Raw genomic sequence first — 20,827 nt, 5'->3', positions numbered from 1 at the left:
CGCTGTCAAAGGTCGAAAGTGAACCGTCAGTCATATTTAAACTATTCGTCGTGTGAATGATCGTGTTGATGGCGTTTTGAGTTGCGTGAAAACCCGTGCAGCGGGGCTCCGCCAAGCCTTTGAAATAGCTCCGCAATAGAGCCTTTTGCTGATCAATGACCTAGAATCCAGCGCAGTATTTTTCTTCTGCCGCCAAGCCTGGAGCTGCCATGACCCCCGCATTGGATTTGTTGAAAAAAGTTCGCGCCGAACATCGTGTGCACAGTTACGAACATGATCCGAAGGCGGCGTCCTATGGCCTGGAGGCAGCGGAAAAACTGGGCCTGGACCCGGCGCAGGTATTCAAGACGTTGCTGGCGGCCAGTGAGAAAGGTGAATTATTGGTGGCGGTGGTGCCGGTCGTCGGAAGTCTCGATTTAAAGCACCTGGCCCATGCGGCCGGCGTGAAAAAAGTCGAAATGGCAGACCCGGCGGCAGCACAGCGGGCGACCGGCTACCTGTTGGGCGGCATCAGTCCGTTGGGGCAAAAGAAACGTCTGCGCACTTTTATCGACAGTTCGGCACAGCCCTTCGCCAGCATTTTTGTCAGTGCGGGGCGACGTGGTCTGGAGGTGGAATTGGCGCCCGCCGTATTGGCCGAGCACACCCAGGCGACGTTCGCCGATATCGCTCGCGTCTGACGAGCACTGTCGGCCCGGGGTGTATGGTGAAAATTGGACTTCACTGTCACTGGCGCCGGAAAAGTCGCGGCTTCATGCTCGGCGGCCGAACTTAGGGAGAAGGTTATGCAGCTTGAATTTCATCAGGTCGATGCGTTCAGTGATCGACCGTTCAGTGGCAATCCGGCGATGGTGTATCGGCTCGATGCCTGGCTCGCCGATGAATTGATGCAGAAGATTGCCGCCGAGCACAACCTTGCCGAAACCGCTTTCGTGGTGCGTGAAGGTCAGGCCTGGCATATCCGCTGGTTTACCCCGACGATCGAAGTGCCGCTGTGCGGGCACGCTACCCTGGCCAGCGCGTTCGTACTGTTCGACATCCATAAGGAGCCGGCTGAGCGCCTGGATTTCATCTGCAAGTCTGGCCCATTGAGCGTCAGCCGTGAAGGCGGGCGGTTGTGGCTGGATTTCCCGGCGATCGTTCCGTCGGAAGTCGGCGTGACCCTGGATGTCGAGCGTGCCTTGGGTGTGGAAGCGGTCGATGTGCTGGGTTCGAATGAACTGTTGGTGGTGCTGGAATCCGAGCAGGCCGTGCTCGATTGCAAACCTGATATGACGGCGCTGGCGAAACTGCCGTGGCCGGGTGCAATCGTCACGGCCAAGGGCAGCAAGCATGATTTCGTGTCCCGGTACTTCGCGCCGGCGATTGGCATCAATGAAGATCCGGTGACCGGATCAACCCATTGCAGCTTGATTCCGTACTGGTCGAAACGCTTGGGCAAATCGAGCCTGACGGCGTATCAGTGCTCGGCCCGTGGTGGGGAGTTGTTCTGTCGGCTGGAAGGGGAGCGGGTGAAGATCGGCGGGAATGCGACGCTGGTCGCGAGCGGAACGTTTATGTTGGGTTGAGAAATACCAATGTGGGAGCGGGCTTGCTCGCGAAGGGGGTGTAACAGTCAACGATGATGGTGACTGAGACGCCGCCTTCGCGAGCAAGCCCGCTCCCACATTTAATCCAGTTTGTCAGCTGGCGGTGCTGTACCGGCGAACACCGGACTCAACTGTCGGAATCTGCGCCGCCGTGCTTCCAGAAGCCTGGAACAACACCAAATGCTCCGCCGCCACTCGAATCCCCACCTGCGCACCGATCTGGTGATCGGCATGGCTCGGGAAGATCGACTCCAGCTGCGCACCTGTCGGCATCTGCAAGCGATACAACGTCGAGGCGCCGAGGAACGTCTTGCCGACAATCCGGGCCTTCAGTGCGCTATCCGGTGCGTAAACGATGTCATCCGGTCGCAGCAACACATCCACCGCGCCCCCTGTCGGCCACGTATAGGCACGATTGCCGCGTAATTCGCCCAACTCGGTCTGCACCGATTCCGGCGTGTTCAACTGGCCGCGAATGAAGTAGCCCTGGCCAATGAAACTGGCCACAAACTGTGTCAGAGGTTCGTGATACAGGTTGTAGGGCGTATCCCACTGTTCCAGGCGACCTTCCTTGAAAACCCCCACGTGATCGCTGACGGCGAAGGCTTCTTCCTGGTCGTGGGTCACCAGAATCGCACTGGTGCCACGAGCCTTGAGAATGTCGCGGACTTCATGGCTGAGCTTGCGCCGCAGTTCGCCATCGAGGTTGGAGAACGGTTCGTCGAGCAGCAACAGTTGCGGCTCCGGCGCCAGGGCGCGGGCCAGGGCGACGCGTTGCTGCTGGCCACCGGACAACTCATGGGGGAAGCGTTTGCCGAGGTTCTTCAGGTTGACCAGTTCGAGCAACTCTTCGGTGACGCGGTCCTTCTGCGGATGCTTGCGGATCCCGAAAGCGATGTTCTCGGCCACGCTCAAATGTGGAAACAGGGCGTAGTCCTGAAAGACCATGCCGATCCGGCGTTTCTCCGGGGCGAGGGTGAATCCGGCGCTGGAGATGGTTTCGCAGGCGAGCTGGATTTCACCTTCGTGTACTGGTTCGAAACCGGCAATGGCCCGCAGGGTGGTGGTCTTGCCGCAGCCCGAAGAGCCCAGCAGGCAACCGATGTCGCCGGCATTCAAATGCAGGTTGAGGTTCTGTACGACCCGCTGGTCCTGGTAACCGCAGGCAAGGTTGCGCAGCTTGAGCAGTAATGGCTGGCTCATGCGTGGTGGTACGCCGGCATCACGAGAAACTCCAGCAGGGCTTTTTGCGCGTGCAGACGGTTTTCCGCCTGGTCCCAGGCCACGGAGCGCGGGTCGTCCAACAGGTCGAGGCTGATCTCTTCGCCACGGTGAGCGGGCAGGCAATGCATGAACAACACGTCCGGCGCTGCCTGGTCGAGCAGGGCGCGATTGACCTGGAACGGAGCGAACAGCTTCAGGCGCTTGGCGGTTTCTTCTTCCTGGCCCATGGAGGTCCAGACGTCGGTGCTGACCAGGTGAGCGCCGCGCACGGCATCCTGTGGATCGCGGACGATGGTCACACGATCGCCGGCCTTGGCCACGAATTCAGGGTTTGGCTCATAACCTTCCGGGCAGGCAATGCGCAACTGGAAGTCGAACTGGATCGCCGCTTCTATATAGCTGTTGCACATGTTATTGCCGTCGCCGATCCAGGCCACGGTCTTGCCCTGGATCGAGCCGCGGTGTTCGAGGAAAGTTTGCATGTCGGCCAGCAACTGGCACGGGTGCAGATCATCGGACAGGCCGTTGATCAGCGGAACGCGCGAATTGGCGGCGAATTCAGTCAGTGTGCTGTGGGAAAACGTACGGATCATCACCGCATCGAGCATGCTCGACATGACAATGGCGGCGTCACCGATCGGCTCGCCGCGACCCAGTTGGGTATCCCGGGGCGAAAGGAAGATCGCCTGGCCGCCGAGCTGGATCATGCCGGCTTCGAACGAGATGCGGGTGCGGGTCGAGGACTTCTCGAAAATCATCCCCAGGACGCGGTTTTTCAAAGGCTCGAACAGTACGCCGCGGTTACGCAGGTCCTTGAGCTCAACGCCTCGACGGATCACGCTGACCAGCTCTTCGGGCGTGCAATCCATCAGGGAGAGAAAGTGCCTTGCGCTCATCATTGACTACCTTTTTGCAACAGACCGCAGATACTCAAAGCCTTGTTTAACTGAAAAACGGGCGAGACCTGCGGCGTAAGCCGCACGGGGCGACGAAATAGGGGAAGGCGCGATCTTATAATTAAATGTCGCGTCTTACCAATAGGAGGCTTATTTTTACGGCTTCTGACCTGTTTCGAGATTCACAAGCGAGCCGCATTTGTACACGGTGGCGAAGCGGGTTTGCAAATCAGGTGCAGCGTGACACGCCATTAAAGGCCCGGTTTCAAGGGGGCACGTTGCTTGCTGTTACGGTTTTGCGTGCCAGTAGTGGAGCTACCGTCCGGTATCATCGGCGTCGTTGCGTATTTGCGATTCAACCCAGTCAAACACCCCCAAGGAGGGAACCCGGTATGTCGCTCGATAAAACTGGAATCGGTAGCCTGACACGTTTGCGTCGTGTCTCTCCGGCGTTTGATATGGCAGTGCTGTCCACTGTAATGGGTTTCGCAATTATCGCGACGACCCTTTACCCAGGCATTCCGAGCGCGGTAGTAGGCGCCATCGTTGGCGCTTTTATCGGCGTAAAGAATTTCAAGGATGATGCGATTGCAGATTGATTCGACCCAATTATTGGTAATTGGCGGATTGATCGCGATTGGAATCTACCTGGGGACTTCGCTACTGGCTCGATCCACGCCTGACCTCAAGCACGGTGCTGCATTGGTGGTCGCCTGGTTTACCGTTGTGAGCGTTTTGGATATCGCGTTACAGGTCTATCAAGCCGAACCCCATCAATTGGGCATCCTGGCTAACCAAAAAGCGATCATCCTGATCGGGTCTGGCGTCATGCTTTGGCTGGCCATTGGCGGTATATGGACGGCGCTTACCTCACCATTCAAAAAGAAAGTGCTGAAGGTTTCCCAGGCCCAGTGAAGTTTTTCTCGGTCTGTCTGGGCAATGTGTCTCGTCTGAAACATTTGCTAATGCAAAGTGCTGGGTTATAACTACCTCACGACGACGCAGGAAGCCTCCGGAATGGATTCGAAAGAACAGCAACTAATGGAATTACTTGGCCTCACCGCCCGCTCCCTGACCCATCTCACCGCGTCCATGACCTCGATGTCCTTCGAGTTGATGCGCAGTGAAGACGATGTGACCAAGGCCGCCGGTCGGCGGATGATCGACCGCATGGCCACCATCAGTGCCGGGCTCGATGAGCACTGGCGATTGATCGGCGAGCTCACTGGTGTGCATGTCGCCCACGAGCAGATTGAAACCATCCAGGAGATCCAGTTGCAGGCGCCGCCCCGGTTGCCGCCGAACTGAATCCGCACGGCCATCGGCTGGCCTGATGGCCACCGATTCACAAGACGAACGTCGCTGGCGCAGTGACGGTTCGCGCGCCATAGTTTTGTTCCCGTGGCAGACATTGCCCGCCCAGAACAAGACAGAGACTGGCCATGACCAAGACTCTCCATCACCGTGCCTGCCACCTGTGCGAGGCCATTTGCGGCCTGACCATCGAAACCACCGAGGCCGAAGGCCGGGTGCAGATCACTTCGATCAAGGGTGATCCCCAGGATACGTTCAGTCGCGGGCACATCTGTCCCAAGGCTGTGGCCCTGCAAGACATCCAGAATGATCCGGACCGCCTGCACCAGCCGATGCAGCGCGTGGGCAGCGAATGGCAGCCGATTGCGTGGGAAGACGCCTTTAATCTCGTAGCCGAGCGTCTGGCAGGGATTCAAGAACGTCACGGGCAGAATGCGGTGGCGGTCTATCAAGGCAACCCCAGCGTGCACAACTATGGGCTGATGACCCACAGCAATTACTTTCTAGGCCTGCTGAAAACCCGTAATCGGTTTTCCGCGACCTCGGTCGATCAGTTGCCCCATCACCTGACCAGCCATCTGATGTACGGCCACGGCTTGCTGTTGCCGATCCCGGACATCGATCACACCGATTTCATGCTGATCCTGGGCGGCAATCCGCTGGCGTCCAACGGCAGCATCATGACCGTGCCGGATGTCGAGAAACGCCTGAAGGCAATTCAGGCCCGGGGCGGCAAAGTGGTGGTGGTCGATCCACGCCGAAGCGAAACGGCCGCGATTGCCGATCAGCATTTGTTCGTGCGCCCCGGCGGCGATGCGGCGCTGTTGTTCGGGCTGCTCAATACCCTGTTCGCCGAAGGCCTGACCCGGGACAGTCATTTGCCGGTGGACGGTCTGGATGAAGTGCGTGAGGCGGTCGCGGGTTTCACCGCTGAGGTGATGAGCCCGTTGTGCGCGGTGCCCGCCGAACAGATCCGCCAACTGGCCCGGGACTTTGCCGCAGCGCCGACGGCGGTGTGCTACGGCCGCATGGGGGTCTCGACCCAGGCCTTCGGCACGTTGTGCCATTGGGTCGTGCAGTTGATCAACCTGGTCACCGGCAACCTCGACCGTGTGGGCGGTGCGTTGTGCACCGAACCGGCGGTGGATTTGGTGGCGTCCACCTCGGGCGGGCATTTCAATCTTTGGCAGAGCCGGGTGTCCGGGCGTCCTGAATACAGCGGCGAATTGCCGGTGTCGGCCCTGGCCGAAGAGATGCTCACCGGCGGGGAAGGGCAGGTGCGGGCACTGATCACCGTGGCCGGCAATCCGGTTCTGTCCACGCCGAACGGCCGACAACTGGAGCAAGCGCTGGACGGGCTGGAGTTCATGGTCAGTATCGACCTGTACATCAACGAAACCACCCGTTATGCCGACTTGATCCTGCCGTCCACCTCTGCCCTGGAAAACGATCACTACGACACCACGTTCAACATGTTTGCCGTGCGTAACGTCTCGCGCTTCAACCGGGCGATCCTGGCCAAGCCGGAAGGCGCGTTGCACGACTGGGAAATTTTCGTCGGCCTGGCCCAGGCGTTTGCGGCGAAGACCGGCAAGGAACTCAAGCCAACCATCGCTCCGGCGCAAATGATCGACCGTGGCTTGCGCATGGGGCTGTATGGCGATGCATCCGAGCACAAGCTGTCGCTGGCGACCCTGTTCGATCATCCTCACGGTGTTGATCTGGGGGCGCTCAAGTCTAATCTGGCGTCACGGCTCAAGACCCCGAACCAGCATGTTCAGGCCGCACCGGCGCCGATCCTCGCTGACCTGGCCCGTTTCGCCGCCCTGCAGGCGCCGGCCGCCGACGAGTTGCTGATGATTGGCCGCCGGCATGTGCGCAGTAACAATTCGTGGATGCACAACTACCACCGTCTGGTGAAGGGCAAGCCGCGGCACCAGTTGTTAATGCATCCGGACGACCTGGCCAGCCGCGGGCTCAACGATGGGCAGCGGGTGCGGGTCAGCTCGCGGGTCGGGGTGATCGAAGTTGAGGTGCTTGGCAGTCTGGATATGATGAAAGGCGTGGTCAGTCTTCCGCACGGTTGGGGCCACGCGCGGCCGGGTGTGCAGATGACAATCGCCAGCAGCCAGCCGGGGTCCAGCGCCAATGACCTGACCGACGAATGTCAGCTCGATGAGTTGTCGGGGAATGCGGCGTTGAACGGCGTGCCGGTGACCGTGGCGGCGGCTTGATCGAGTCTGTCGGGGAGACCGAGCATGGCGCTCGGGTTTCCGTTACAATGCGCCACCGTGCCGACCCTTGAGTCGGAAAGTTCAGCCGAGGTGCTCCATGGATATCATCGAAACGATTAAAGAGCAGATTGCTAACAACACCATTCTGCTTTACATGAAAGGCTCGCCGAATGCCCCGCAGTGTGGCTTCTCCGCGAAAGCCGCGCAGTCCGTCATGGCTTGTGGTGAAAAGTTCGCGTACGTGGACATCCTGCAGAACCCGGAAATTCGCGCCAACCTGCCAAAATACGCCAACTGGCCAACCTTCCCGCAACTGTGGGTCGGCGGTGAGCTGGTCGGCGGTAGCGACATCATGACTGAAATGGCTGCTGACGGTTCGTTGCAGGCCACGATCAAAGCGGCTGTTGAAAAAGCAGCGGCTGCCAAGACCGAAGCCTAAGTCGATTGGCTCCCCTGTAGGAGCTGTCGAGTGCAACGAGGCTGCGATCTTTTGATCTTCAGCAACTAAAAAGCCCCGCCTCTCGAAAGAAGGCGGGGCTTTTTATTGCGCTATGTAAGTTGTTGAGATGTCGCCGCTGCCATCGCCAGGATCGCAGCCTCGTTGCACTCGACAGCTCCTACACAGCTCTTACTCTTCGCCCATCTGCGATTGCAGATAGTTCTCAAGACCGACTTTATCGATCAGGCCCAGTTGGGTTTCCAGCCAGTCGATATGTTCTTCCTCGGATTCAAGGATGTCTTCAAGCAGTTCACGGCTGCCGAAGTCGCCGACGGTTTCGCAATGGGCGATCGCGACCTTGAGGTCCGCGTGACCGGTGCGTTCGATACGCAGGTCACACTCAAGCATTTCCTGGGTGTGCTCGCCGATCTGCAGCTTGCCGAGGTCCTGGACGTTCGGCAGGCCTTCGAGGAACAGGATGCGCTTGATCAGCTTGTCCGCGTGTTTCATCTCGTCGATGGATTCGTGGTATTCGTGCTTGCCGAGCTTGTTCAGACCCCAATCTTCATACATGCGCGCATGCAAAAAGTATTGATTGATCGCGACCAGCTCATTGGCAAGGATCTTGTTGAGATGCTGGATGACTGTAATGTCGCCTTTCATGATGGGGTCCTGCCCTGTATTAACTGACTATAAGGCAGAGTTTGAGCCGCGTAATTAAGAGTGTCAAACCTAAGTTATTGAAAGTTATATGAAAATTAATCGGAATAAGAATGTTTGTGTTCCGCGTCTAGAGCCTAAGCGGTTGATTTACGGGCATAAAAAAACCGGACATTAGTCCGGTTCTTTGAAATACGGTAGTTACGCGGCAGTAAATTCAACAGGAAATGGAATCGCGGCCTGGGCGGTTTGCAGCTTGGTCAGGGTTTCACGCACCACTTCCTTGGCAAGGCAGGCGCATTTACCGCATTGACTAGCTACGCCGGTGGCCTGACGGACTTCTTTATAGCTGCAGCAACCTTCATAGATTGCATCGCGGATTTGACCGTCGGTGACGCCAGTGCAGAGGCAGACATACATAAGTGAGAACCGTCGCTGGTTGTGACTCAATTGCGATGGATCTTAATGTTAACGAGAATGATTGTCAAAGTGCTTTCTGAAAGCTTCGCGTTATAAGCGCCGATGGCTGACGAACGGTTTTCGACATGGCATTGCGACAGTAACCGTAACAGTCCGAATTTTGCGCGCCGCTGAAAATCCGTTGAGGACAGCTCAAAAACGCCGTGTATGATGGTCGGTCCTTGCGAAGGGGATCGTGTCACAGGGCTGTCGCCTGAGGGTGGCAGGCTGATGCGAATCCAGTTCTTCACGTTAATAGACCAGGAGATATTCAATGAGCGTACTCGTAGGCAAACAAGCTCCAGACTTCACCGTACCGGCCGTCCTCGGCAACGGCGAAATCGTAGACAGCTTCACCCTGTCGTCGGCCATCAAAGGCAAATACGGCCTGGTGTTCTTCTACCCACTGGACTTCACCTTCGTTTGCCCGTCCGAGCTGATCGCTCTGGACAACCGCATGGCTGACTTCAAGGCGCGCAACGTTGAAGTGGTCGCCGTGTCGATCGACTCGCACTTCACCCACAACGCATGGCGCAACACCCCGGTGAACAATGGCGGTATCGGCCAGGTTCGCTACACCATGGCTGCCGACATCAAGCAGGAAATCATGAAGGCCTACGACGTTCAGTCCGCTGACGGCGTTGCTTTCCGTGGCGCGTTCCTGATCGACGACAAAGGCGTTGTCCGTTCGCAGATCATCAATGACCTGCCACTGGGCCGTAACATGGAAGAGTTGATCCGTCTGGTCGACGCGCTGCAATTCCACGAAGAGCACGGCGAAGTTTGCCCTGCCAACTGGAAAAAAGGCGACAAAGGCATGACCGCTTCCACCGAAGGTGTTGCGGCTTACCTGACCGAGCACGCTGCGGCGCTGTAAGCCCAAGCGTCAGGCATAAAAAAACCGGCCGCGAGGCCGGTTTTTTTGTGGGCGGGATAAAACCCTGCGACCGGATCAGTCGTTGAAGTCTTCCCAGCCGCCCATTTGTTTCCAGCGATTGACGATGCCGCAGAACAGCTCGGCGGTCTTCTCGGTGTCGTAACGAGCCGAGTGAGCCTCGCGACCGTCGAAGTCGATATCGGCTGCCTGGCAGGCCTTGGCCAGTACGGTTTGACCGTAAGCCAGGCCAGCGAGGGTGGCCGTGTCGAAGCTGGAGAACGGATGGAACGGGTTGCGTTTCATGTCCAGGCGCGCGACAGCGGCGTTGAGGAAGCCCAGGTCGAAGCTGCTGTTGTGCCCGACCAGGATCGCCCGTTTGCAACCGTTGGCTTTGAGGGCCTTGCGGATGCCGCGGAAGATATCGGTCAGGGCGGTTTCTTCACTCACGGCCATGCGCAGCGGGTGATCGAGCTTGATCCCGGTGAATTCCAGGGCGGCCGCTTCGATGTTCGCGCCCTCAAACGGTTCTACGCGAAAGAAGTAGGTGTGATCGGGGTACACAAACCCTTTTTCATCCATGGCGATGGTGGTCGCGGCAATTTCCAGCAGGGCGTCGGTGGCCGAGTTGAAACCACCGGTTTCTACGTCGACGACAACCGGCAGGTAACCACGGAATCTGGCAGCCATTGGATGACGAGGACCGCCTCCACCGCCTTGACCGTCCTGTTCGTCGTCGAAATGGTCTTCACTCACGCGTGTTCCTCCAGCAGGCGCCAGCGCAGTTTTTCACCGGCGCGCAGCGGGATTACGGTCAGCTCGCCAAATGGCAGGCTGGTTGGGGCGGTCCACTCTTCGCGGACCAGGGTAATGCGATCGGTGTTCACCGGCAGGCCATAGAAGCGCGGGCCGTTCAGGCTGGCGAAGGCTTCGAGCTTGTCCAGCGCATTGCGCTGTTCGAAGGCCTCGGCGTACATCTCGATCGCAGCATAAGCGGTGTAGCAACCGGCACAGCCGCAAGCGGCTTCTTTTGCGTGCTGGGCATGCGGCGCCGAGTCGGTGCCGAGGAAGAACTTCTCGCTGCCACTGGTGGCGGCGTCGAGCAGGGCTTCCTGGTGCGTGTTGCGCTTGAGAATCGGCAGGCAGTAGAAATGCGGCCGAATCCCGCCCACCAGCATGTGGTTGCGGTTGTACAGCAAGTGATGCGCGGTGATGGTCGCGCCAACGTTGGCCGGAGCCGCGTTGACGAACTGCACGGCGTCAGCGGTGGTGATGTGTTCGAACACCACTTTGAGCGTCGGGAAACGCTCGACCACACGACGCATGTGCTCATCGATGAAGATCTTTTCGCGATCGAACACGTCGACATCGCCACGGGTGACTTCACCGTGGATCAACAACGGCATCCCGACTTCGGCCATGGCCTCGATCGTCGGGAAGATCTTGTCGATGCTGGTGACGCCAGAATCCGAGTTGGTGGTGGCGCCGGCCGGGTACAGCTTGGCGGCGTGAACGAAACCGCTGGCCTTGGCCTCACGAATTTCTTCGGGCTGGGTGCGGTTGGTCAGGTACAGCACCATCAGCGGTTCGAAACGACTGCCGGCCGGGCGTGCAGCGAGAATCCGCTGGCGATAGCCGTCGGCTTCAGCGGCGTTGCGCACCGGAGGTACCAGGTTGGGCATGATGAGGGCGCGACCAAAGGTGCGCGCGACATCCGCAACGGTATTGGACAAAACAGCACCATCGCGAAGATGAATATGCCAGTCGTCGGGACGCAGCAGGGTCAGGCGGTCGGACATGAGGGGATTCCAGGCGGGTCAAACTGAGGGGAATGCTACCGGAAAAGACTCTCTCAGGCACTCGCTATCAAGTTTTGCAGCAAGCTTCCGATATCCATTAGGTATGCCGTAAACGTATGTGTCGGTCTTTTTGTTGTAGAAGCCAGTGGAGCCTCCCGTGCGCCAGCGTTATTTAGCCTTGCTCAGTGTGTTTGCCAGCCTTCCCGCGATGGCGCTCACTTTCCAGACCCGTCTGGAGAGCATTGAGTGGACGGTCGAAGGTGACAAGTTCGAATGCCGACTGGCCCAGCCGATTACCGATTTCGGTTCTGGCGAGTTCGTGCGTCGCGCGGGTGAGCAGGCGATTTTTCGTCTCAAAGCCTACAACTCGGTGATCGGCGGCGGCTCGGCGACGCTGCTGGCAGCGGCTGCACCATGGCAACCGGGGCGTGGCGACATCAACCTGGGGTCAGTCAACATCGGCAGCGGCAACGTGCTGTTCAACAGTTCGCAAGTCCAGGCCGGGCGCCTGATCAGTGGTTTGATGGACGGTCGCAGCCCGGTTATCCGGCGTGCTTCGGGCGATGGTCGGGTGTCTGAAGTTCGCCTGCTGCCGGTCAAGTTCAGCAAGGCCTTCAATGATTATCAGGGTTGTGTGGCAAAACTGTTGCCGCAGAATTTCGAGCAGGTGAAGCAATCCGAAGTTGGTTTCCCCGGTGAAAGTGTCGATCTGGATCCCCAAGCCAAGGCCAAGTTGCAGGTCATGCTGGAGTTCATGAAAGCCGATCCGACGGTTAATCACATCGAACTCGACGGCCATTCCGACAACAGCGGCAATCGCCTGACCAACCGCGAGCTGTCACGTCGCCGGGCACTGGCGGTGATGGACTTTTTCAAGGCCAATGGCATCCAGGAATCGCAGATCACCATGCGTTTCCACGGCGAACGCTACCCGCTGGCGCCGAACACCAATGCAGCCAACCGGGCCAAGAATCGCCGGGTCGCGGTGCGCCTTGAACGGGTTGCGCCTACCGACAAACCGGCTCCTCAGTCGGCCTCTTCGGCGAGCGCTGCGACGACCTCCTGAACCCGCTGTAATCGTCGCTCGCTCGACATAATCTGTCGCTTCGTCGTCATTAGCTGTCGCGCCTCTGTAAATTATTCCGCATGAGCGGTAGACTTCTCGGCTTTCCGTAAACCCCGTGGAGTGATGGCATGGCGGACGTAAACAAGGTCGTTCTGGCGTATTCCGGCGGCCTGGACACTTCGGTGATCCTCAAGTGGCTGCAGGATACTTATAACTGTGAAGTAGTGACCTTCACCGCTGACCTGGGTCAGGGCGAAGAGGTCGAACCGGCCCGCGCCAAGGCTCAGGCCATGGGCGTAAAAGAAATCTACATCGACGATCTGCGCGAAGAATTCGTGCGTGATTTCGTGTTCCCGATGTTCCGTGCCAACACCGTTTACGAAGGCGAGTACCTGCTGGGTACTTCCATCGCTCGTCCGTTGATCGCCAAACGCCTGATCGAAATCGCCAACGAAACCGGCGCTGACGCCATTTCCCACGGCGCCACCGGCAAGGGCAACGATCAGGTTCGTTTCGAACTGGGCGCCTACGCACTCAAGCCAGGCGTGAAAGTCATCGCCCCTTGGCGCGAGTGGGACCTGCTCTCCCGTGAAAAGCTGATGGATTACGCTGAAAAGCACAACATCCCGATCGAGCGCCACGGCAAGAAAAAATCCCCGTACTCGATGGATGCCAACCTGCTGCACATCTCCTATGAAGGCGGCGTGCTGGAAGACACCTGGACCGAGCACGAAGAAGACATGTGGAAATGGACCGTCTCCCCGGAGAACGCTCCAGACAAGGCCCAGTACCTCGAGCTGACCTACCGCAACGGCGATATCGTCGCGCTGGACGGCGTCGAAATGACCCCGGCCACCGTGCTGGCGACCCTGAACCGTATCGGTGGCGAACACGGTATCGGCCGTCTCGACATCGTCGAGAACCGCTACGTGGGCATGAAGTCCCGCGGCTGCTACGAAACCCCTGGCGGCACCATCATGCTGCGCGCTCACCGTGCGATCGAATCGATCACCCTGGACCGCGAAGTGGCTCACCTCAAAGACGAGCTGATGCCGAAATACGCCAGCCTGATCTACACCGGTTACTGGTGGAGCCCTGAGCGTCTGATGCTGCAACAGATGATCGACGCTTCCCAGGCTCACGTGAACGGTGTCGTTCGCCTGAAACTGTACAAAGGCAACGTGATCGTCACCGGCCGCAAGTCCGACGAATCGTTGTTCGACGCCAACATCGCCACCTTCGAAGAAGATGGCGGCGCTTACAACCAGGCCGATGCGGCGGGCTTCATCAAGCTAAACGCCTTGCGCATGCGTATTGCCGCCAACAAGGGTCGCAAGCTGTTCTGAGACCTTTGTTGTGGTAAATGACGCTGTGGCCCTGTCGTTGACAGGGCCACAGCGCTCTCGATTTCATTCACACCAATACTTTCCTGATCACTCATCGAACGTCTGATCCAGCACCGTCGTGCCCCGTGAACTCAAGTTGTAGACAATGCAGAAGGATTCGCCAGTGCCTTTCCTTTTGTGCTTTGAATGCTTGAGCGTGCCTTCCTTCAGTAATTTCTCCGACTCGCTGCAAGCAAGAAACACGATCACCTTTTTAGGGTGACTCGGTGGATTGCGGATTGCCTCCATTAAGGTGGTGTAGCCCACCGGCGTGTTTATCCCGCGAGTATCGACGATGCTCAGCTCCTTCAATCGCCCCGGCAAATAGACGCTATGTTGCGCCTGGATGCCTGTGTGCAGACGGAGAGGAGTCGGTGGGCCTTGCGCACTCCAGAACCGACAACGAAACCCCCTGACTCTGGTTGAAAAACCTGGGGCGGGCGGGCGCTCGGCGTTATCAATGACTTTTATGAAGTATTTGTCTTTATCAAAGTCAGAGGGGGCGTAAAGCGATCGATAGTTGAAGTTGAGCGTGAGAAAAAAAAGGAAGAGCAAGTAAAACGGAAAGCTGATTAAAAACCAAACATAGATTTCCCGTTCATCATTGTCAAGAAAGGGCAGGGAGATCGCTGCAGACGTTTCGGAAAGCGCTGCAAAAATCGCAATAATGGTCATCGGGTTCGAAATTCTTTTCTTGAGTTTTTTCATGTTTTTTAGCTCGTAAGGTAATTGTATTTACTCGTGTGGATAAAGTATCTGGTGGTGTAAGGGCTTTAGTGTTTTTAATGCTTCTTGTTAGTGTGTGCGTTCGGCATAAATAATGGCGGTTATAGGTGGTAACTGTAATTCTCATTGTTTTTATATGTTGGGTGTTCTTGTTTCAAAAGTTTTTTAGTGTGTAGTGCATGCGATCTATATATAAGGCTGCCTGTTTAACGTCGTGTGTTCTGGTATGGATTTTGAAGGTGACAATATCGGTTACCTTTCAGCGCAGGCCTTCAGGCAATGAGTGCGGGATGTGTTGCAAGGATGTCGGTTATGCGTGGTATTGGTTGTAAGCCGATACAAAAAATCCAGCTAAAGTCGGTCGTTCTTAAAATCTCATGGTTTGAAACTCATTGCATTCAAGGTTTTTTTGTAGGAATCATCCGCGTTGCTTGTAGGGAATGTCTCTCGGTGCGGGTGCCCGAGGGGTACGGCATGCCACGGGTGAAACGACTAGGCTATTGTGCGGGCTCTAAAAATTCGAACAGCGAAAATTGGACTTGCCCATGAATAAAGTGCTGATCGTGGATGATCACCCTGTCATTCGTCTTGCGGTGCGTTTGCTAATGGAACGTCATGGCTACGAAGTCATCGCAGAAACAGACAATGGTGTGGATGCATTGCAACTTGCTCGTGAACATATGCCGGATATTGTCATTCTGGATATTGGAATACCGAAACTGGACGGCCTCGAAGTCATCGCGCGCCTGACATCGGTTGCGTTGCCTTTAAAAGTATTAGTGCTGACCTCCCAGGCACCGGGGCATTTTTCAATGCGTTGCATGCAATCGGGGGCCGCCGGTTATGTTTGCAAGCAACAGGACCTCACTGAATTGCTCAGTGCGATAAAAGCTGTATTGTCAGGCTACAGTTACTTTCCCAATCAAGCCTTGCATACCGTTCGGGCCAGTCTTGGCAATGCCAGTGAAGCCGATATGGTGGATCGTTTGTCGGGACGGGAAATGATGGTGTTGCAACAACTGGCGCGGGGAAAGACAAACAAGGAGATTGCCGATGGTATGTTCCTCAGCAACAAGACTGTCAGCACTTACAAGACCCGGTTGCTGTTGAAGCTCAATGCGCGCTCGCTGGTGGACTTGATCGAACTGGCCCAGCGCAATGGCCTGGTTTGACGGCATCTAGTAAAAAGCCTCCGTTCCGGGAGGCTTTTAGGTGTCATAGATCAAAATCGTAATCGGCCAATTGCTTTTGCAGTCGGCGCTCCTCCAGCAGGTTGTCGATGGTGCGGCGCTTGCTCAGGTTGGTTTTTGCCACCTCAACCACCGGTTCAGCGTCATCGGCCTCAACGGGGGTGAAGTCGTCTTCTACGTCCAATTGCTCTTTGCCAGTGCTCATTTTGTTACTCCAGGCTAAGACTGCCTTTGGCGCCCCTTATATCGACATTCTCCCGGCGGGTAAAAAAGATTTTTTCAATCGGTAAATCAATAATTCTAATAGCGCCTCAATCGTCCGAGGTCTTTTGCTTGTATTCGCACAAGTCCTCGATCCGGCAACTGCCGCAGCGGGGCTTGCGGGCCAGGCACACGTAGCGCCCGTGGAGGATCAGCCAGTGATGGGAATCGAGCAGAAATTCCTTGGGCACGAATTTCATCAGCTTGTTTTCCACCTCGACCACATTCTTGCCTGGGGCAATGCCGGTGCGGTTGCTGACTCGGAAAATGTGGGTGTCCACGGCCATGGTCAGCTGACGGAACGCCGTATTGAGCACCACGTTGGCGGTCTTGCGACCGACGCCGGGCAAGGCCTCCAGCTCTTCACGGGTCTGAGGCACTTCGCCGCCGTGTTTTTCCACCAGCAGGCGACAGGTTTCGATCACGTTCTTGGCCTTGCTGTTGAACAGGCCGATGGTCTTGATGTACTCCGTCAGCCCTTCGACGCCCAAGGCATAAATCGCGGCGGGGGTATTGGCCACTGGATACAGCTTCGCCGTGGCCTTGTTGACCCCGACGTCGGTGGATTGCGCCGACAGAATCACTGCGATCAGCAGTTCGAACGCTGAGGAATAGGCCAGTTCGGTCTTTGGTTCCGGGTTGTCTTCGTGCAACCTGCGGAAGATTTCGTAACGTTTTGCGGCATTCATGGGTGATGCGTTTCCTCGAAAGCGGTCAGTTTGAGGGGCGAAGCCAGGCCTGTTTCGCAGCGATCAGCAGTCCCAGCAGAATAAATCCACCGGGGACCAGCGTGGCCAGGCGCAAGCCACCGTCGGTGGTCAGCACCCGGCCTGGCCAATCCAATCCGCCGGCCAGCCAGGACAGATGGGCGCCAAGGGTGCCGCTGCCGATCAGCTCGCGCAGCAGACCCAGACTCATCATAAGTGCGCCAAACAGCCCACACAGGCGCAAGCGATCACGCCATGGGCTCTGGAAAAAGTCATTGCTGTCCAACACGACGCATTGCAAGGCGATCAGTCCGGCATACAGCCCCAAATGTTGCTGCCATTGCAGCGACCAGGCTTGCCCGGCGAGCTCTGCGCAACTGGTCAGCGTGGCCGCCAGCACAACGCCGGCCGGCACGCGGGCCCACCGGACGAGTCGGGCGCGCAAGGGCCCCATTCCCGCGCCATAGGTTGCCGTCACCGCCACGAACATCAGCCACAGGCCCAGGGCGGTCATCAGGGAATCGGTCGCGCCGATCAGTGGTGCCAGCATCAGCGAGTTCTGCACGGTGGCCTTATTCATGGGCGCTGCTCCCGATCAGCTGTTGCCGATGCTCATCAAAGTAGCGCAACGCATCATGAATGGCGTTGATCACGGCTCTTGAGGTCGTGGTCGCGCCGGCCATTTGGTCGAATTGTCCCTGATCCTTTTTCAGCGCCCAGCCAGTGTCAGCGGGGTCGGTGCGCGACTTGCCGGTGAAAAGGTGCAGCCAGGCGTTCGGCCAGTCGGCGAGACGACCGCCCAGACCCGGTGTTTCCGCCTGCTTGAGGGTTTTGACGCCGAGCAGTTTGCCGTTGGCATCGATGGCGATCAGTAACTCGATGGTGCTGGTGTAGCCCACGGTCTGGCTGCGCAGCAACACGGCGCTGGGTTGGCCGGCCTTGGTGGCCAGGTAACCCGTCAGCAACGTGCTGTTGGTCAGCGCAATGTTGTCGAGGGCCAATGGCTGTTCCAGCGGCTGGTTGTCGTAGCTGCCCGGCGCCAACATATCCAGCAGCGTGCGGCTATCGATCAAGCGTTGTTCGGTGGCAATTCGCGCCGCGCTGGTGTGATGCACAAGGTAGGTTGCGCCGATTCCCAGGCTGGCCAATAACACCAATGTCGCAACGCTGGTCGCCCGGTTCATGGTGCGCTTTGCTCCTGCCGGGCGGCGACAAACCGTTCCAGCGCCGGTACACAAAGGTTCATCAGCAACACGGCAAACGCCACGCCGTCCGGGTAGCCGCCCCAGGTTCGAATCAGGTAAGTCAGCAGCCCGACACCCGCACCGAACATCAGCCGGGCGCCAGCACTTTTGGCGCCGGACACCGGCTCCGTGACGATAAAGAACGCGCCCAACATGCTCGCGCCCGTGAGCAAATGAAACAGCGGCGAACCATGGGAGTCCGAGCCCGAGCCGTTCCAGCACAGCAGGCTGATGATAAACAGGCTGGCGAGCATGCCCACCGGTGCGTGCCAACTGAACACCCGTTGCTGGAGCAGAAAGGCGCCACCGGCCAGAAACGCCAGGTTGACCCATTCCACTCCGCGTCCGCCGAAATGGCCGAATGCCGAATTGCTCGCGAACAGCTCATCCATGGTCAGGCTTTTATTGATGCGCAGGCTGTCCAGCGCCGTGGCCTGGACCCAGGCATCCGGCGTCTGGCTGAAACTGAAGCCGAAGACCTGTTGCAGAACGCCGAGCAAGTCCATGCCATGGGCGGACGGCCAATGGGTCATAGGTTGGGGAAAGCTCACCAACACCAAGGCGAAACCGAGCATGGCCGGGTTGAACGGATTTTTGCCGACGCCGCCATACAGGTGCTTGCCGAACAGCATCGCGGCGGCGGCCGCACTGACCGTCAGCCACCACGGGCAATAAGGCGGCAAGGCCAGCGCCAACAGCGTCGCGGTGACCAAGGCACTGCCGTCACTCAACGTGGGTTTCAGCGGACGCTGGCGCAGCTTCAGCACGGCGGCTTCCACGGCCAGCGCAGTTATCACCGTCAGAATCAGATTGATCAAAACACCCCAGCCGTACAGCCAAAACAACGCCAGTGCTCCCGGCACGGTGGCCAGCAATACCAGCTTCATGGCCTGCTGAAGGCGTTCGTCTACCGATTCAAGGGGTGACATAAGCCTCCACCAGACGTTCGGCTTCCATAAGTCGGGCGCGGGCCTTGTCCATCAGCTCGGGTGACGCGTCGGGGAGTCGTTCAAGTTTGCTGACGTCCGCGCGGGCGTAGGCCAATTCGGTTTTCAGTTGTCGAAGTTGGTGGTTGATCGGGCGTTTTTCGACGCGTTGCAAGTCAGGCAACGGTTGCTCGCTGACCGCTTCAGCGTCGTGAAGGGCCTGTTCGGCATCTTTCAATGCCTGCTCCAACGCTTCCATCTGATCCGCCGGCGCTTCGCTGGTTTGCGCTTTTTTCAGTTCGGCGCGGCGCATGGCCAGCTGGATTTTTGCCCGTTTCATCTCTGCGTCTTTCGCCGGGGCAATGGGTGCCGGGGCGGGTGGCGCGGCGCTTTCCAGTTGCGCCAGCGCCTGCTCGGCGGCTTCGAACTGTTGTTGCAGCACGATCAGTTGCGACTGCTGCTCGAAGGTCGGCGGATGCCCGAACGCCTTGAGCGATTTGTTCAATTGCGCCCGACTCATCGCCACATCGATCTTGGCTTTTTTCAACGCCGCGTCCGCCGTCGCCGCTTTCTGCGCTCGAACCCGCTCAAGGGCAGCCTGTACCGGATTGACCGTCGTTTCGCTGGGTTGCGCAGCCCGTTGAGCACGGGCCTGGCGCTCGGCGATTTTCTGTTGTTCTTCCCGTTGCAGCCGGGCGTTGCGCTGTTCGAACCGGTGCCGCGCACGGTTGCGTTTGCTGGCCCGGGCCCGTTGTTCTTCAAGGCTGAACGCCAGGCCGCCGACAATCGGCAGCACCGTGGCCAGGGGCAACGGGCGCATTTCGATGCAGTCCACCGGGCACGGCGCCACGCACAGGTCGCAACCGGTGCATTCATCGACGATCACGGTGTGCATCAGTTTCGCCGCGCCAACGATGGCATCCACCGGGCAGGCCTGGATGCACTTGGTGCAGCCAATGCATTCGGCTTCGCGAATGTAGGCAATCTGCGCCGGTGCCGAACCGCGACTGGTGTCCAGTTCCAGCACCGGCACTTTCAGCAGTTCGGCCAGGGCGGCGATGGTTTCGCTGCCGCCCGGCGGGCATTTGTTGATCGACTCGCCGCTGGCGATGCCTTCGGCGTAAGGCTTGCATCCGGGGTGGCCACACTTGCCGCATTGGGTCTGGGGCAGGAGGGCATCGATGCGTTGAATCAGACTCATGTTTTGATCAGTCCACTGAATCCGAGAAAGGCCACTGCGATCAGTCCGGCGCCGATCAACTGGATCGGCAAGCCACGAAAGGACAGGGGAACATCGTTGTCACGTGTGCGCTGGCTCAAATCGTTGAACAGGCTCAGCACCAGCCAGAACCCCAACCCGCCGCCGAGACTCAGGGCCGTGGCGTGGAAAAAGCCCTGGTCGTCCCGGGCGTTGAGCAAGGTCAGCCCGAGCACACCGGCGTTACCCAGCAGCAACGGCCAGAGGCCTTCGAACGAAAGTTTTGGAAGTAATCGCGACAGCAGTTTCAGCAGCGGTGCGATCAGCAGAACGCTCAGCGGCAGAAACACAAACAGACGCAGACTCGTCAGCTCCAGTGGCACCAAAAGCCAGTGGTAGAGCGCGTAGCCGAGCATACCGACGATCAGCATCAGGCTCGCCGTGGCAATGCCCAGTGCGTGGACCTGCCGCTGTTCTGACCCCAACAGCGGATCGACGCCCAGCGGCCACTGCAACACAAGGTTGTTGATCAGGGCGGCGCTGATAAGCGTGAGAAGCAGTTCGGTCATGATCGTCCGTATCCACACATTGTTACTGACTGCTGAATAACTGCGTAGGAGCAGCCTTCGGCAGCTC

At 58.1% G+C, this 20,827-nt stretch carries 25 protein-coding genes; 11 read left to right on the top strand and 14 right to left on the bottom strand.

Annotated features, from left to right (window positions below):
- The first annotated feature begins 209 nt into the window (after positions 1-209).
- Both ybaK and ACIQY3_RS13085 read left to right on the top strand, forming a co-directional pair.
- Complete coding sequence (gene ybaK, locus ACIQY3_RS13090; RefSeq protein WP_403019839.1) at positions 210-680, top strand: Cys-tRNA(Pro) deacylase; 471 nt, start codon at positions 210-212, stop codon at positions 678-680.
- A gap of 105 nt (positions 681-785) precedes the next feature.
- On the top strand, positions 786-1,568 hold the full coding sequence (locus ACIQY3_RS13085; RefSeq protein WP_403019838.1) for a PhzF family phenazine biosynthesis protein: 783 nt from the start codon (positions 786-788) through the stop codon (positions 1,566-1,568).
- Between the two features lie 114 nt (positions 1,569-1,682).
- On the opposite strand, the gene ACIQY3_RS13080 is transcribed toward ACIQY3_RS13085, so the two are convergent.
- Together ACIQY3_RS13080 and argF are read right to left on the bottom strand one after the other, a co-directional pair.
- Positions 1,683-2,792 (bottom strand): ABC transporter ATP-binding protein, encoded by a 1,110-nt coding sequence (locus ACIQY3_RS13080; RefSeq protein ID WP_403019837.1) that lies wholly within the window; start codon positions 2,790-2,792, stop codon positions 1,683-1,685.
- Positions 2,789-3,709 (bottom strand): ornithine carbamoyltransferase, encoded by a 921-nt coding sequence (gene argF / locus ACIQY3_RS13075; protein WP_123515094.1) that lies wholly within the window; start codon positions 3,707-3,709, stop codon positions 2,789-2,791. The genes ACIQY3_RS13080 and argF overlap by 4 nt, the downstream gene beginning before the upstream one ends.
- A 392-nt stretch (positions 3,710-4,101) precedes the next feature.
- Between argF and ACIQY3_RS13070 the strand changes: the two genes are divergently transcribed.
- The 5 genes from ACIQY3_RS13070 to grxD all read left to right on the top strand — a co-directional run bounded on the left by ACIQY3_RS13070 (position 4,102) and on the right by grxD (position 7,696).
- Positions 4,102-4,308: a hypothetical protein gene (locus ACIQY3_RS13070; RefSeq protein WP_403019836.1), complete on the top strand. Its 207-nt coding sequence runs from the start codon at positions 4,102-4,104 to the stop codon at positions 4,306-4,308.
- On the top strand, positions 4,298-4,624 hold the full coding sequence (locus ACIQY3_RS13065; protein ID WP_403019834.1) for a hypothetical protein: 327 nt from the start codon (positions 4,298-4,300) through the stop codon (positions 4,622-4,624). Before ACIQY3_RS13070 ends, ACIQY3_RS13065 begins: the two co-directional genes overlap by 11 nt.
- Positions 4,625-4,726: 102 nt before the next feature.
- Positions 4,727-5,017: a hypothetical protein gene (locus ACIQY3_RS13060; protein WP_403019833.1), complete on the top strand. Its 291-nt coding sequence runs from the start codon at positions 4,727-4,729 to the stop codon at positions 5,015-5,017.
- A gap of 134 nt (positions 5,018-5,151) precedes the next feature.
- A complete protein-coding gene (locus ACIQY3_RS13055; protein ID WP_403019832.1) occupies positions 5,152-7,257 on the top strand; it encodes a molybdopterin oxidoreductase family protein in 2,106 nt (701 codons plus the stop codon).
- Positions 7,258-7,354: 97 nt separating this feature from the next.
- Positions 7,355-7,696, top strand: a complete 342-nt coding sequence (gene grxD / locus ACIQY3_RS13050) for a Grx4 family monothiol glutaredoxin (protein WP_054045200.1) — start codon at positions 7,355-7,357, stop codon at positions 7,694-7,696.
- 189 nt (positions 7,697-7,885) lie between these two features.
- On the opposite strand, the gene bfr is transcribed toward grxD, so the two are convergent.
- Together bfr and ACIQY3_RS13040 are read right to left on the bottom strand one after the other, a co-directional pair.
- The gene (gene bfr, locus ACIQY3_RS13045) at positions 7,886-8,359 is read right to left on the bottom strand and encodes a bacterioferritin (RefSeq protein WP_017340571.1); all 474 of its coding nucleotides are present in this window, start codon (positions 8,357-8,359) and stop codon (positions 7,886-7,888) included.
- A 198-nt stretch (positions 8,360-8,557) separates the two neighbouring features.
- Positions 8,558-8,776, bottom strand: coding sequence for a bacterioferritin-associated ferredoxin (locus ACIQY3_RS13040; protein WP_008057530.1), 219 nt, complete (start codon positions 8,774-8,776; stop codon positions 8,558-8,560).
- A gap of 313 nt (positions 8,777-9,089) precedes the next feature.
- Between ACIQY3_RS13040 and ACIQY3_RS13035 the strand changes: the two genes are divergently transcribed.
- Entirely contained in the window at positions 9,090-9,692 is a 603-nt protein-coding gene (locus ACIQY3_RS13035) for a peroxiredoxin (protein WP_054045198.1), read from the top strand.
- 75 nt (positions 9,693-9,767) lie between these two features.
- On the opposite strand, the gene rnt is transcribed toward ACIQY3_RS13035, so the two are convergent.
- Together rnt and pyrC are read right to left on the bottom strand one after the other, a co-directional pair.
- Positions 9,768-10,445 carry a ribonuclease T gene (gene rnt / locus ACIQY3_RS13030; RefSeq protein ID WP_054045196.1) on the bottom strand — a complete coding sequence of 226 codons (678 nt, stop codon included), beginning with the start codon at positions 10,443-10,445 and terminating at the stop codon, positions 9,768-9,770.
- Complete coding sequence (gene pyrC / locus ACIQY3_RS13025; RefSeq protein ID WP_403019829.1) at positions 10,442-11,488, bottom strand: dihydroorotase; 1,047 nt, start codon at positions 11,486-11,488, stop codon at positions 10,442-10,444. The genes rnt and pyrC overlap by 4 nt, the downstream gene beginning before the upstream one ends.
- A 157-nt stretch (positions 11,489-11,645) precedes the next feature.
- Here pyrC and ACIQY3_RS13020 point away from each other — a divergent pair, with 157 nt between their 5' ends.
- The gene (locus ACIQY3_RS13020) at positions 11,646-12,554 is read left to right on the top strand and encodes an OmpA family protein (RefSeq protein ID WP_403019828.1); all 909 of its coding nucleotides are present in this window, start codon (positions 11,646-11,648) and stop codon (positions 12,552-12,554) included.
- A gap of 128 nt (positions 12,555-12,682) precedes the next feature.
- Positions 12,683-13,900: an argininosuccinate synthase gene (locus tag ACIQY3_RS13015; protein WP_088422930.1), complete on the top strand. Its 1,218-nt coding sequence runs from the start codon at positions 12,683-12,685 to the stop codon at positions 13,898-13,900.
- Between the two features lie 87 nt (positions 13,901-13,987).
- Here ACIQY3_RS13015 and ACIQY3_RS13010 read toward each other — a convergent pair whose 3' ends face one another.
- Entirely contained in the window at positions 13,988-14,647 is a 660-nt protein-coding gene (locus ACIQY3_RS13010) for a hypothetical protein (RefSeq protein ID WP_403019827.1), read from the bottom strand.
- Positions 14,648-15,210: 563 nt separating this feature from the next.
- On the opposite strand from ACIQY3_RS13010, the gene ACIQY3_RS13005 reads away from it, so the two are divergent.
- A complete protein-coding gene (locus ACIQY3_RS13005; RefSeq protein WP_123515084.1) occupies positions 15,211-15,837 on the top strand; it encodes a response regulator transcription factor in 627 nt (208 codons plus the stop codon).
- Positions 15,838-15,880: 43 nt separating this feature from the next.
- Here the strand turns inward: ACIQY3_RS13005 and ACIQY3_RS13000 are convergent, their stop codons facing one another.
- The 7 genes from ACIQY3_RS13000 to ACIQY3_RS12970 all read right to left on the bottom strand — a co-directional run bounded on the left by ACIQY3_RS13000 (position 15,881) and on the right by ACIQY3_RS12970 (position 20,760).
- On the bottom strand, positions 15,881-16,060 hold the full coding sequence (locus ACIQY3_RS13000) for a PA3496 family putative envelope integrity protein (RefSeq protein WP_007898493.1): 180 nt from the start codon (positions 16,058-16,060) through the stop codon (positions 15,881-15,883).
- A gap of 106 nt (positions 16,061-16,166) precedes the next feature.
- Positions 16,167-16,805, bottom strand: coding sequence for an endonuclease III (gene nth, locus ACIQY3_RS12995; protein ID WP_054613670.1), 639 nt, complete (start codon positions 16,803-16,805; stop codon positions 16,167-16,169).
- 25 nt (positions 16,806-16,830) lie between these two features.
- Positions 16,831-17,403, bottom strand: a complete 573-nt coding sequence (locus tag ACIQY3_RS12990; protein ID WP_403019825.1) for an Rnf-Nqr domain containing protein — start codon at positions 17,401-17,403, stop codon at positions 16,831-16,833.
- Positions 17,396-18,007: an RnfABCDGE type electron transport complex subunit G gene (locus tag ACIQY3_RS12985; RefSeq protein ID WP_403019824.1), complete on the bottom strand. Its 612-nt coding sequence runs from the start codon at positions 18,005-18,007 to the stop codon at positions 17,396-17,398. The genes ACIQY3_RS12990 and ACIQY3_RS12985 overlap by 8 nt, the downstream gene beginning before the upstream one ends.
- On the bottom strand, positions 18,004-18,996 hold the full coding sequence (locus ACIQY3_RS12980; protein WP_403019822.1) for an RnfABCDGE type electron transport complex subunit D: 993 nt from the start codon (positions 18,994-18,996) through the stop codon (positions 18,004-18,006). The genes ACIQY3_RS12985 and ACIQY3_RS12980 overlap by 4 nt, the downstream gene beginning before the upstream one ends.
- Entirely contained in the window at positions 18,983-20,194 is a 1,212-nt protein-coding gene (gene rsxB, locus ACIQY3_RS12975) for an electron transport complex subunit RsxB (protein WP_403019821.1), read from the bottom strand. The genes ACIQY3_RS12980 and rsxB overlap by 14 nt, the downstream gene beginning before the upstream one ends.
- The gene (locus ACIQY3_RS12970; protein ID WP_403019819.1) at positions 20,191-20,760 is read right to left on the bottom strand and encodes an Rnf-Nqr domain containing protein; all 570 of its coding nucleotides are present in this window, start codon (positions 20,758-20,760) and stop codon (positions 20,191-20,193) included. The genes rsxB and ACIQY3_RS12970 overlap by 4 nt, the downstream gene beginning before the upstream one ends.
- Between the last annotated feature and the right edge of the window lie 67 nt (positions 20,761-20,827).

Origin of the sequence: Pseudomonas sp. NPDC096950 (assembly GCF_044762525.1) — a bacterium.
Classification (GTDB): Bacteria; Pseudomonadota; Gammaproteobacteria; order Pseudomonadales; family Pseudomonadaceae; genus Aquipseudomonas.
The sequence above is the reverse complement of the archived record's forward strand: the minus strand, read 5'-3'. Positions and strand labels throughout refer to the sequence as shown.